Raw genomic sequence first — 12799 nt, forward strand, 5'->3', positions numbered from 1 at the left:
AAGTAAGCAAGAAATGCTAGGATAAGTCGTTTCGCGATCAGCGCTGTGGCGCTAGATAATTGAGTTAGATTAGACACGGAGGCAAACAAAGCTATGGTTAAAATTCGCCTAATGCGAATGGGCTCCAAGCAGAACCCGCACTATAGAATGGTGGTCGTCGACGGACGGAAAAAAAGAGGCAGCAAGTATATTGAGTCTCTTGGTCACTATGATCCCCGCAAGACGACTGATTCACCCCTCGAGATCAACGCCGAACGGGCAACCTATTGGCTATCACAAGGCGCTCAGCCCACGGACACTGCCTTGCGACTAATTGAACAGGTCGGCGTCGAAGTCCCTAAAGTGCTGGTTAAGCGCCGAGCGGGCTACCAACAACGAACCCCTTCTAACTAGCGGAAAGAGGACCTAAATGTCCCTGGAACTGGTCACCTATATCATTAGTAATCTTGTCGATGAACCGGACCAGCTAAATATAAAAGCAGAGCAAGAAGAGGATTCATTACAGATACATATTACATGCGCCCCAAACGACGCGGGACGTATTATTGGACGTGGGGGAAGAATCATTAACAGCATCAGGACCTTAGCCCGGGCATCCTCTGACGGACGTCAGCGGGTTGAGGTGCAATTGATTGACTAATTCAAAAAAACCTTTCTCATTCAACTGTCTGGGATCATTCACATAATCGAGCACTAGAAACCCAAACAAGTATTTCATTTCGAGATTCTAACTCGAGTTCAGAACACAATTCTTTAGGAGAAGCTCACCTGAGACCTGTTGATTCTTTTCCCTTACTTTCCCTTGGTAAACTCGGACGAACCTTTCAGCTGGAGGGTGCTATGCGTTTTCACCCACATGGCCGCTCTGAGAAAAACGCCATCGGGCTAATCAAAACAGTTGAAGTAACAGGGTTTGGCCCTTCTAGCATCACATCCGTTCGCCACATCGGACGTCACCTAATTCTGAAACTAAACTCGGTTCGTGATATCGAAACGGCACAAAGTCTAGTCAACCGGAATGTCAGCACTCATACGAAGAACCTGCCACCCGCCCTCGATGGTGATGCTTATATAGGAACATTACTAAACCTACAAGTAATGTTCGAGGGGAAGCTTTTAGGGAAAGTAACAAGAGTTAACTCGGTGGGTTTGAATCTCCTTATAGAAGTAGCCACCAAACATGGCAATATACTTCTGCCATTTTCAGCTCCCTACATCCATTTAGAAGAGAACCATATCGAAGTCAATAATCCCCCTAAAGGTCTATTGGGACCATTATGATATTTACGGTTTACACACTTTTTCCTCAGCTACTCGAACCCTGGACCAAAGAAACACTACTTAGCCGCGCAATCGCTAATGACCTTATAGACTGTAGAATCCGTAATCTGCGCCAATTCTCAACCGATCAACATAACCGCGTTGACGATTCACCATACGGGGGTGGGGCTGGTATGCTGATCCGTGCTGACATCGCAGCTGCCGCAATCAAAGAGGTCCGCGCTGATCCCAACCCACCCGACGAAGTAATCCTGCTTAGCCCAACTGGCACACCGTTGCAGCAAAACCTAGTAGAGGTACTCTCAAAAACTAAACATCTATGTCTAATCTCAGGACGTTACGAAGGATTTGATGCAAGAGTTGAACCTCTCGTAGATCGGTCTATTTCAATGGGAGATTTCATTCTCATGGGTGGGGAGGTTGCAGCAATGGCATTAATCGAATCTATAGCTCGACTATTACCCGGCGTTCTTGGTAACGAACAAAGCCATGAGCAAGAATCGTTTTCTACTGGCCTGCTCGACTACCCCGAATATACACGACCCGCTAACTTTAACGGAGAGAACGTCCCTGAAATTCTGCTCTCAGGGAATCACGCCAAAATAAATCGTTGGCGCAGAGAACAAGCTCTCATCCGAACCGCGCAAGTGCGCCCAGACCTTCTTACTAAAGCAAGGCTTACTGCCGAAGATCTTACTTTTCTCGATCAACTAAACGCTGCTTATACTACTTCTGAGGACGAAGAATAGCCTTCGAATAATCAAAGTAAATACCCTAATTACTGAAAAAGTACCTCTTGTTTTCCTTGGCAGAGCTTACCTTCGAATACGCTCTAACACCAACGGGGTTATGTCAAGCCCATCCTGTGCAAACACTACCAATCCGTTACCAGCCACCAAGGTATCCAAGACTATGGAATAACCGTTCTCGGTAGCAAGCACACGTATCACATCGTTAACCTCTTGAATAGCTGGCTGGGCAGTCACCGAAATATCCTCTTGATACCTGAGCTGTACAGAATCTAAAGTTGCAAGTAGCACCTGGAGTCTTTCGCGATCTGCTGCAGGTAAAACTTCCCATTGGATCACACGGTCATTTAGCTCTTCAATATCCGCCCGGATAAAATTAATTTCTTCCCTTGCTTGGATCTGTAAGTCATTAGCAGCCTGACCGGCAGGGTGAGCATTAATGGCTGCCTGAGAATCAACAAAGACGATTGGAGCTGTTTGCTTCTGAGCATTAGGGGTAACCAGAGTTACGACTAATGCACAAACCACGACTAAAACAATAAACGCCAATCTCTTCATACGGGAAATAGCTTACCACCCCCAAGGCGGGGATGTCTGGACAAAACTACACTACAGTTTCAACCAACAATCTCATTTCTTATTTCGGTACCAATTAGGGACATATTTCCTGGTGCCCCTCACCGAAGCTACGCAATATACTCACCTAGAATGAAACACAAGGGTTGCCTCCCTTACCAATAAAAACAATACACGCAGAAATTCGCTAAACAATTTCGATCTTGAGCAAATGAACAGTTCTTGAATCAAACCAGGTCTGTTACATCCCATAGCTTTCCCTACCGACAAAAATCTAAGTAGTTCGGTCTGGGGATTACCGTGGTACAGTTTAGGTCTGCTTTTCACACCAGCGAAGGAGCTACAGGAGGATTGCATGACCCGAGTATCTAGCCTCGAAGGGAAAGACTTTCTCACTCTCGGAGACTTAAACACAAAGCAGTTTAATGAACTCCTCAGAATCGGACTGGAACTGAAGACTGGCTGGAAAAAGGGGGAAAGACCCAAACCCCTTACCGACATGACTCTCGCGATGCTATTTGAAAAGCAATCCTTGAGAACCCGTTCAACTTTCGACATAGCGATGATGCAACTTGGCGGACATTCAATTCTACTAAGCCAAAACTTTATAGGTGTTGGTGTGCGTGAAACGACCCAAGATGTAGCCAAAAACCTAGAACGATGGGTGGATGCCATAATGGCAAGAACTTACGGTCACGAAACCCTAGAAGAGTTAGCCAATCATGCTCGCGTTCCTGTAATAAATGGTCTTTCAGACCTGGTTCACCCCTGCCAACTTCTCGCCGATTACCTAACCTTGCTTGAGGAGTTTGAACAGCTCGAAGGAGTAGTTGTTGCCTACGTTGGTGATGGAAACAACGTCTGTAATTCACATTTACTTGCAGCCATGCACTCAAAAACAAAATTAATCATCGCGTGTCCAGAAGGATACGACCCTGATTCAAAAGTCCTAGCAAAAGCGCTGGCAGCCGGAGCAAACATTACTACTGTTCGGGACCCACGCGACGCTGTCCTAGGAGCTGACGTATTGTACACGGACGTATGGATATCTATGGGTCAGGAGGAAGATGCAGCTAAAAGACGAAAGGACTTCGCAGGTTACACAATCACTCCCGAGTGGTTCAAAGACCTTAGCCCCCAGGGAATTTTTATGCATGATCTACCTGCCCACTACGGCGAAGAATGTGTCGCTGAAGCGGTCCATCATCCACGAAGTCGTGTGTTCGACCAAGCAGAAAACCGACTGCATGCCCATAAAGCCATTCTCACCCAAGTACTAGGATCAGGTGTTTTGGCATGACCCTCAAAGTTGGTATCCTCGGAGCCACTGGTTATGGTGGCGTGGGCCTCATAAGACGTTTGTTGCGCCACCCAGAAGTCGGATCCGTTGAGTTCGGATCCCGTAAGTGGTCCGGGCGAGCCGTCTCTGAATCGTGGCCACATTTAGCTGGGTTAAAGGATCAAGCTTTCATCGAAAATAACGCGGTGATCGAGAAAAGCGACGTAGTGTTTTGTGCGACCCCACACCGTTATACAGCACCACTAGTGGCCCGCGCTCGGAATGCTGGGAAACGTGTTGTAGACCTCTCAGCTGACTTCCGCCTAAAACCGGAAATCTACACCGAATGGTATGGCATCGAACACCCACACCCAGAATTATGCCCTGAAGCTAAATATGGACTTGTCGAACTATATCGGGAAGACTTACCTGGAGCCGACATAATCTCGGCTCCAGGTTGTAACGCCACAGCCGTAATTATTGCCTTGGCACCACTAGCAGCAGAAGGTCTCCTGGGCAAAGACATTAACGCTAATGTAATTACCGGTGCTTCTGGTGCCGGACGCGGAGTATCAGACAATCTTCATTTCTCACAACTAAATGAGACCTCGCACGCGTATAAGGTAGCCGGACAGCACAGACACTTAGCTGAAATCGAAATGTCCTTAAAGTACGCTATAAATCAGAAAAAGATGGTGGCGGAACAAGACGATACTATCTCCCCTACCGTAACTTTTACTCCACATCTAGTACCTATGACCAGAGGTATTCTCGCAACATGCACGACTTTTCCTGACCATGATATCGCTGACGACGAAACCCTTCTCTCTATGTATCGAAACTATTATTCAGGTGATCCTTTGATTCATATCCAGGCAGAACTGCCCACGACAAAGGCGGTTACCGGCAGCGACCGAGTCTTAATTTCAGTTCGGAAAGACCCGAGATCTCAAGCCGTTCTAGTTTTTACTGCACTCGATAATCTTGGTAAAGGAGCTGCTGGCCAAGCGATCCAAGGGTTTAATGTTGCTTTTGGATTCGATGAAACCCTTGGCTTATCCCTTACTGGAGATTGGCCATGAAACTCCCCAAAGGCTTCGAAGCGGCAGGCACAAAAGCTGGAATAAAACCATCCGGCCTGCAAGACCTCGGGCTCATCTACTGTCTAGACCCAACTGCTTGGGCACTAACAAGTACAAGGAATCAGGTAAAGGCGGCCTGTGTCTCCCGTAACCAAAGCATTTATAGGGCAGGGACCCCGATCCGTGCCGTAGTAGTCAATTCTGGGAATGCAAACGCCGCTACTGGTAATCAAGGAATTAAGAGTGATGAGGATTTTGGTATTTTTACCGCTAATGCTTTAAACCTCACTGATTCACAATCGGTATTGACAGCTAGCACAGGAATAATTGGAGTTCAGCTACCAATAGACAAGGTTTACCAAGCTCTACCTAGCTTAGTAAAGAATCTAAAGTCCGAAAGCCCGGGTTTTGCAGAATCAATTTTAACAACAGACACTACAACCAAAGAAGTAGCCGTTGTACTTAAAAATGGCGCCCGGGTTGTAGGAATTGCAAAGGGTTCAGGAATGATTCACCCGGATATGGCAACAATGCTAGCTTTCGTGTTGACCGACGCAGTAATTCCACAGGAAACTCTTCGCGACCTATGGCCACGCATCGTAGATGAAAGTTTTAACCAACTCACTGTTGATGGGGATACTTCGACAAACGACATGGCATTGGTAATGTCTAGTAATCGGGTCCCTGAGGACGCCCTAGAGTTAGCGGATGCCCTTAACTCTGTTTGTATGGGCCTCGCTGAAAAGATTGCCCAAGACGGCGAAGGGGCTACTAAACTAATGATCGTTCAGGTACGAGGAGCTCGGTCGGCTACCGAAGCTCGACTTGCAGCTAGAGCTGTAGCTCTCAGCCCTCTTGTCAAAACAGCTGTCCATGGAAACGATCCTAATTGGGGAAGAATCCTAGCTGCTGTTGGAGCTTCAGGTGCATCATTTAATCAGGAAAAGATTCTAGTGAAATTACAAGGCACCGTTGTTTATGAAAACGCACCCCAAAATTTCGATCTTGAGAAACTTTCCTCTACCATGAATACCGAGACGGTACTTATCGAAATTGATCTAAAAGTTGGCAACCACTCAGCGAAAGCCTGGGGGTGCGACCTTAGTGCAGAATACATCCGTATCAACGCCGAATACACAACTTAAATCAATTTCTTTGCTGTTGTTTTTGGAAGTGTAAACTCAATTACGGCGGTTAGTGGTATGAATCGCCCGGCCGTGTGCCTGTTCAGCTGCCTCCATTATTCCCTCTGCAAGTGTAGGGTGAGCATGCTGACTAAGAGCAATGTCTTCAAGCGTAGCTCCCATCTCTATAGCAAGAACTGCCTCACTGACAAGCTCACCAGCATTGGCACCAACCATGTGAAACCCGAGTAAAGCATCAGTTTCCTGGTCTCCCACAAGTTTTATTAGGCCCTCATTATTGCCAGTAGTTGAAGCCCTTCCTGATGCAGCAAGAGGGAAGCGGCCCGTTTTAACACTATAACCAGCAACCGTAGCCTCCTCCTCAGTCATCCCGACACTAGCTATTTCTGGCTGTGTGTAAATAACATTCGGCACGATGGTGTCATATGCTGCCGGCAGTCCAGAAGCATGTTCAGCAGCGACAAGGCCCTCCTTCATAGCCTTGTGTGCCAACAGCGGCGGTCTTGCAACATCACCTATCGCATATACGTATGGCTCCGAAGTTTGCAGGTGACTATTTACAGGCACGTAACCCTTCTCATCAACTTGAACTCCTATCGATGCTAGATTTAGCAAATCACCATTTGGCTGCCGACCTACGGCCACAAGGATCTTATCTACAATAATGGTCTCGATGTCTGAGCCTTCTTGTTGAAGTTCAACAGCGAGGCCTCCATCAGTCTTGTTGCAACCAAGGGCTTTGGTGGAGGTACGAATTTGGATACCCCGACCCTTAAAGCTTTTGTGCAATTCCCGTGAGACCTCTTTATCCCCCAGGGGGTTAATAGTTTCTAGCAACTCAACTACCGTAACCTCGCTACCTAAAGCAGCGTAAATATCTGAGAACTCTAACCCAATAGCACTACCCCCTATAGCTAAGAATCTATCGGGAATCGTAGAGATCAGGAGGGCCCCAGAAGAGTCCACGATCTGATCTCCATCCACTTCAAAACCTGGTACCGAGATAGGCCGGGAACCAGTAGCAATTATGAACTTTTCTGCTGTAATATCACGGTCACCAACCTTTAACAAATTTGGCCCAGCGAAGATGGCTTCCCCTTCGATATGGTCAACACGGTTACCCTTCAACAACATCCCCACGCCTTGAGTCATGCGCTTAACAACTTCATCCTTCCAAGTTGCCACCCTTGTCAGATCCACCCGTGGTTCACCAAAGTCCACCCCAAGAGCTTTTGCATGCCGAGCTCCAAGTATTTCATGAGCAATATGTAATAAAGCCTTCGTAGGAATACATCCGGTGTTAAGGCAAACCCCGCCCAGCGATTCCTTCTCGACGCAAGCTACTCTCTGCCCTAGCTGAGCTGCTCGGATAGCAGCATGGTAACCCCCTGGGCCAGAGCCAATCACGATGATGTCATAATCCATGGATACTCCCCATATAGATATCGAAGTCGCACTAGTGTAACCCCTGGTAATGAGCTCTATTAGTCTTCAATGATGATCTACTGACCTACCTTCGTTGATTTTCTTCGCCATTAGAAACGGTTAATCGTCTATATTTTCACCAGTCATCTTTACTCTAGGTTATAACGCTCGGTAATCAACAAAGATTGACAGCGCCTCTATAGACCAAATAGTCTTATACGGATGATTGCCCCGGTAGTGCTCAAATTACTAATCACGATTGGACAAACTAATAGCTAGCCACGAGCACCAGACCCCCTGTGGTACCCGACCAAAACCGGTCGGCCTTTTTTTGTCCCGAAAGCGCGTTCAAGTTAGATGGGGACATCAATTGGTAAGCCCACTGGAGACAAAATGACTAACTACAAGACAAATTCAGGACCTCAACAGCAGGTGAGATACGTACCGAGCGAAATAGAATCTAAGTGGCAACAAATATGGGAAGAAACTAATGCTCACAAAGTTGACCTCCAAGACAACTCGAGGCCCACATATTATTTTCTGACTATGTACCCTTATCCCTCGGGCAACCTCCACGTAGGTCATTGGTGGGCAGAAGCTCCAGCGGATGCCGCAGCCCGGTACCTACGCATGTGTGGTTACAATGTTTTCTTCCCCATGGGCTACGACGCATTCGGCCTCCCAGCTGAAAATGCAGCCATAAAAGCAGCGGCGGAAGGCCGAAACGACGTCCATCCAGCTAGCCTCACACATGAACGAATCAATTACATGACACGTCAGTTCAAAGCGATGGGTGCGATGTTCGACTGGAGCAAGACGCTCGCAACCTGTGAACCAAGTTATTACAAGTGGAATCAATGGTTTTTTGTAAAAATGTTTGAACGCGGCCTAGCTTACCGTAAAGAATCCTTCGTAAATTGGGATCCGGTGGACCAGACTGTCTTGGCAAACGAACAAGTCATTGATGGTAGAGGAGATCGATCTGGTGCACTAGTAGAGCGTCGCCTAATGCCACAGTGGCATTTTAAAATCACAGACTACGCTGAGGAACTCTTGGACTTTAGCGATCTCGATTGGCCAGATCGCGTGAAAATCATGCAAACAAATTGGATCGGACGTAGCGAAGGCGCTACGGTTATATTCAAAAGTGAGTTCGGCGACGACATCCCAATATTTACTACTCGACCAGATACCCTCTGGGGAGCAACATTCTTAGTCCTCGCCCCTGAACACGATCTTGTACAAAAGCTAACTACTCCTGACCGTCAGTCGCGGGTGGACAAATATGTAACGAAAACCTCGCATTCAAGTGAGATTGACCGGCAAGCAGAGGGTCGCGAAAAAACAGGAGAATTTATAGGGGCATTTGCTACGAATCCAGTCAACAGCAAAAAGATACCTATTTGGATCGCTGACTACGTAATGATGACTTATGGTACCGGTGCTATTATGGCTGTCCCTTATGGGGATCAGCGTGACTTTGAATTTGCACGGCAATTTGACCTCGAAATAATTCCGGTTGTTCAACCCGATAGCGTCGATGAGGTATTGGCTAAAGATCTCACAGAGGCCTATATCGGTCCGGGCATAATCATCAATTCTGAGCCAATTAACGGTGCGTACCATAATGGTGAGAAGGGCAAAAATAGTCCCTCTATTGCAACAACAATTGATTACCTAGAAAAAACCGGTTTAGGATCAGCCAAAATCACCTACCGACTTAGAGATTGGCTAATTTCCAGACAACGGTACTGGGGCACACCAATCCCTATTCTTTATTGTGACAAATGTGGGATCGTACCCGAAAAACTTGATAACCTTCCCGTGGTCCTACCTGAAAATGTTGAATTCATCCCAACTGGCGAATCACCCCTCAAACACAACGAGCAATTCATAAATTCTACTTGCCCTGCATGTGGAGGCCATGCAACACGTGAAACAGACACAATGGATACCTTCATGGATTCCTCATGGTACTGGTTCAGATACCTCTCCCCAGCCAAAGAAGACGGGCCAGTCGATGCTGAATTAGTTCGTAAATGGACACCTGTTAATACTTATACAGGTGGAATAGAACATGCTGTTTTGCACTTAATGTACTCTCGTTTTTTTACCAAGGTCATTCGAGACCTTGGCCTGATTGAACAAGACGAACCTTTCTTGCGGCTCAGAAACCAGGGAATCATCCTCGGTGAAGACAACGAAAAAATGTCTAAATCCCGGGGAAATGTCGTTGACCCAGACGATTTAGTAGCTACTTACGGAAGTGACACCGTACGAACTTACTTGATGTTTATCGGTCCCTGGGAACAAGGAGGACCCTGGAATTCACAAGGCATAGAAGGAGTGGTTCGATTCTTAAATCGGACATGGTCAACAATACTAGAACCATCAACAGTAACCACTGATTGCCGCCAAGAAGATAAACAGGAACTTAGACGATCAGTACACCATGCAATTAAAGAGGTAACAGAAGACCTAAACAATTTCAGTTTCAACACAGCCATAGCAGAACTAATGACCCTCGTAAACGCAATGAGTAAAGCTAAGGGAGCAGGTCTAGTTCAATCTACGGTTTGGAATGAAGCAACTGAGGCCTTACTCCTGATGTTAGCACCGTTTGCTCCGCACATTAGCGAGGAGTTATGGGAATTAACGGATCACAAAGACTCAATCCACAAACAAGCCTGGCCGAAGTATGACGAAGAGGCCCTAACATCCGAAACTATCAATATGGCTGTTCAGGTAAACGGCAAGGTCAGGGCGCAAATTTGTATCCCAGTTAACTCTACTGAGGCAGAAGTACTCTCTGCCGCAAAAGAGGAACCCAACATCGCCAGGAGACTGGAAACCACTTCTGTCTTGCGGGAGATAATCGTACCGGGTCGGCTGGTCAATTTAGTCCTAAAGTCCGAAAACTGATTCTACTTTCCTACCACAACCAAAATTTGCTACCGTTCATCTTCATCACTAAGTTAAGAGCAGGCAAGAGTCTGCAAATGAATGACGTATTTGAGAATACATTGAGTACAAACTTACCGATTGCTATATGTCCATCAGAGCAACGTGGGGTTCTTCTCTACCGAGATAGTAAGATCAACAATATCTTTTAAGGTGTTAGCCACAATACAGGAACGCTCTGAGATGGTAAGTAATTTTTCTACCAAGGTACGGTCATCAAAATCCGCCGCAATATTCATATGAATCGCTGCAAAACGTGATGGCTTCCCTTCTAATATTCCTTGTAAGCATATACTGACGTTGGAAATTGAGGCATTTCTAGAGCGAATTGCAGCAAGTAAATTGCTATTGAAACAACCTCCTAGGGCTATCAAAAGCAACTCGCCCCCCATCGGACCACAGTCTTCACCTCCCTTACCAAGTGGTCGATCAATAAGTACCTTATGACTTCTAATGACCCCTTGCGACGTAGTTTTACCAACCTGATTCACCTTCACCTTAATGACATTAGCCATTAAATTTCCCTCCGTCACATCAATTTAGTAGATACCCAACCAACCCAAAAGAATTCCTCATCCATGGGTCTTTTTGACAACCCACATTGCATACCGAAGAATAGTGCATCCAACTTAATGAAAACAACCACCGAATCAAATATGTGAAGGCATTGTTGCGAGTAACCTTCCCCGAAAAGGCCTGAATGGAAAACCTGACTAGGTGCCATTTGCCTAAACCCTACTGCTCGTTAATAAAACCTTTAGCTAGAAACCACACACGCTCTACAATTAAAGCTAATTCAAGGAACCTGCATCTTCATATTAAATCCTAGTTTTCTAACTGTTTTACCACCGAGGCATTTACAACGACCAGAAATGAAACAAGCCGCTTGTTATTTTGTCATAGTGGTTGGATCAATGTGACCTGTAATAGGGTGGAAAGGTCAACAGCAGGCCTCACCATAAAGGTACGATGTAGGTCGTTTGGGTCTGGCGGTGGTATTTCTACTATCATTCCGACCAGCAAACCACGGGGGAACAAACCACCCTCACTCGAAGTTTCTACTAAATCACCAACATTGAGCGTATCCTTCAATCGATAATCCGTTACTCTAACCCGACCTCCAGGCTCTCCATGAGCTACACCCTGACCGCCTTTTCCCCGAACAGTTACACCAACTCTAGACTCAGGATCTGTAATAGTCCGTACAAGAGATTTGCCAGCTGAAACGTCTGTTACGATACCTACCAGACCCCCTGGTACAACCACCGGCATATTTCGTACAACCCCAAACCTAGAACCACGACCAACCGTTAAACGTTCGATAATGGCATCAATACTGCCCCCAACGACGGGTACCGTAAATTTAGCTCCGGATGAAATTTCAGTTCTTACCGCAAGGAGTTGCTGAAGATTCTCAACCTCGAGGACTAACTGCCGATTGTCCTCGACTAACCCGTCAACAGCAGCCTTAAGATTACTTATTTCCGCTCGATACGAACGCCGATCAATCAAACCCTCAGAAGCCTGACGCAGGTTTATGCCTGCCCGATAAACATAATTATATGGCAAAGCTACCGCGCTAGTAACGCTAAATGGAAGCCTTTCAATTACCGCTGTCAGGACAAAAGTAATCAGACCTAACCCAAGCAAGATATACCAGGCACGCAACAAGTTAGACAAGATCCACACCCAAGCGTCTAGCTAACAAAGTCACCGAAACCAAACTCAATCCCATAACGTTGTAATAGCACCCTTCTATCCGTTCAACGAATGCTGAGCCTCTTCCCTGAATACCGTAACCGCCGGCCTTATCAAGTCCCTCACCCGTGTCAACGTAACGTTCAACTTCGCAAGAATTGAGTTGTCGGAAAGTTACTGTAGTTGACACGGTTTCAACTTCTAACTGAGCTCCCTTAGAAAGGGCATGTCCCGTTAAAACGGTATGGGTGCAACCTTCAAGTTGTTGTAGAAATAAGTGATTCTCATGTTTATCAAGAGGTTTGCCCAAAACACGTCCGCCAACAATTACAACCGTGTCGGCAGCTATTACCAAAGCTCCAAAATGCTGCTGAGCAACGGATTGGGCTTTAGCGCAGCTTAGGCGTAATACCAAGGCCTCTGGTGTTTCATCATTTAGCGGGGTCTCATCAATATCAGCTGGGGCAATTTCAAAGTCCAGTCCAAGGCTTTCTAAAAGGGAACACCTTCTTGGCGAACCACTGGCTAGGACAAGTTTCTTCACAGAAACATTCTATACTTCTCTGCTTAACTGACAAGAGCATAAAAACCTACGACTGATCT

14 protein-coding genes are annotated in these 12799 nt (G+C 46.4%); 8 read left to right on the top strand and 6 right to left on the bottom strand.

All coding sequences use genetic code 11. The annotated features are described in order from the left end of the window. The first annotated feature begins 93 nt into the window (after window positions 1–93). From CMO31_02445 to CMO31_02460, 4 genes are all read left to right on the top strand, one after another. Window positions 94–393 (top strand): 30S ribosomal protein S16, encoded by a 300-nt coding sequence (locus CMO31_02445; protein MAZ52858.1) that lies wholly within the window; start codon window positions 94–96, stop codon window positions 391–393. Between the two features lie 16 nt (window positions 394–409). Further along, a complete protein-coding gene (locus CMO31_02450) occupies window positions 410–640 on the top strand; it encodes an RNA-binding protein (GenBank protein ID MAZ52859.1) in 231 nt (76 codons plus the stop codon). Window positions 641–840: 200 nt separating this feature from the next. Beyond that, window positions 841–1281: a hypothetical protein gene (locus CMO31_02455; GenBank protein ID MAZ52860.1), complete on the top strand. Its 441-nt coding sequence runs from the start codon at window positions 841–843 to the stop codon at window positions 1279–1281. Then, entirely contained in the window at window positions 1278–2030 is a 753-nt protein-coding gene (locus CMO31_02460; protein MAZ52861.1) for a tRNA (guanosine(37)-N1)-methyltransferase TrmD, read from the top strand. Before CMO31_02455 ends, CMO31_02460 begins: the two co-directional genes overlap by 4 nt. Before the next feature lie 66 nt (window positions 2031–2096). Here CMO31_02460 and CMO31_02465 read toward each other — a convergent pair whose 3' ends face one another. Further along, entirely contained in the window at window positions 2097–2588 is a 492-nt protein-coding gene (locus CMO31_02465; protein ID MAZ52862.1) for a hypothetical protein, read from the bottom strand. 373 nt (window positions 2589–2961) lie between these two features. Here CMO31_02465 and argF point away from each other — a divergent pair, with 373 nt between their 5' ends. From argF to CMO31_02480, 3 genes are read left to right on the top strand one after another with little or no spacing between them, the layout of a single operon-like run. Continuing rightward, window positions 2962–3906, top strand: coding sequence for an ornithine carbamoyltransferase (gene argF / locus CMO31_02470; GenBank protein MAZ52863.1), 945 nt, complete (start codon window positions 2962–2964; stop codon window positions 3904–3906). Further along, window positions 3903–4967 (top strand): N-acetyl-gamma-glutamyl-phosphate reductase, encoded by a 1065-nt coding sequence (argC, locus tag CMO31_02475; protein MAZ52864.1) that lies wholly within the window; start codon window positions 3903–3905, stop codon window positions 4965–4967. The genes argF and argC overlap by 4 nt, the downstream gene beginning before the upstream one ends. After that, entirely contained in the window at window positions 4958–6112 is a 1155-nt protein-coding gene (locus tag CMO31_02480) for a bifunctional ornithine acetyltransferase/N-acetylglutamate synthase (GenBank protein ID MAZ52865.1), read from the top strand. The genes argC and CMO31_02480 overlap by 10 nt, the downstream gene beginning before the upstream one ends. Window positions 6113–6148: 36 nt before the next feature. Here CMO31_02480 and lpdA read toward each other — a convergent pair whose 3' ends face one another. Then, window positions 6149–7537, bottom strand: coding sequence for a dihydrolipoyl dehydrogenase (gene lpdA, locus CMO31_02485; protein ID MAZ52866.1), 1389 nt, complete (start codon window positions 7535–7537; stop codon window positions 6149–6151). A gap of 393 nt (window positions 7538–7930) precedes the next feature. On the opposite strand from lpdA, the gene CMO31_02490 reads away from it, so the two are divergent. After that, entirely contained in the window at window positions 7931–10459 is a 2529-nt protein-coding gene (locus tag CMO31_02490) for a leucine--tRNA ligase (GenBank protein MAZ52867.1), read from the top strand. Window positions 10460–10593: 134 nt separating this feature from the next. On the opposite strand, the gene CMO31_02495 is transcribed toward CMO31_02490, so the two are convergent. From CMO31_02495 to CMO31_02510, 4 genes are all read right to left on the bottom strand, one after another. Further along, window positions 10594–11013, bottom strand: a complete 420-nt coding sequence (locus tag CMO31_02495) for an osmotically inducible protein OsmC (protein ID MAZ52868.1) — start codon at window positions 11011–11013, stop codon at window positions 10594–10596. A gap of 14 nt (window positions 11014–11027) precedes the next feature. Continuing rightward, on the bottom strand, window positions 11028–11222 hold the full coding sequence (locus CMO31_02500) for a hypothetical protein (protein ID MAZ52869.1): 195 nt from the start codon (window positions 11220–11222) through the stop codon (window positions 11028–11030). A 173-nt stretch (window positions 11223–11395) separates the two neighbouring features. Beyond that, on the bottom strand, window positions 11396–12187 hold the full coding sequence (locus CMO31_02505; protein MAZ52870.1) for a rod shape-determining protein MreC: 792 nt from the start codon (window positions 12185–12187) through the stop codon (window positions 11396–11398). Continuing rightward, complete coding sequence (locus tag CMO31_02510) at window positions 12171–12740, bottom strand: septum formation inhibitor Maf (protein ID MAZ52871.1); 570 nt, start codon at window positions 12738–12740, stop codon at window positions 12171–12173. The genes CMO31_02505 and CMO31_02510 overlap by 17 nt, the downstream gene beginning before the upstream one ends. Between the last annotated feature and the right edge of the window lie 59 nt (window positions 12741–12799).

This window comes from Trueperaceae bacterium (assembly GCA_002707365.1).
Taxonomy (GTDB): Bacteria; Deinococcota; Deinococci; order Deinococcales; family Trueperaceae; genus UBA6957.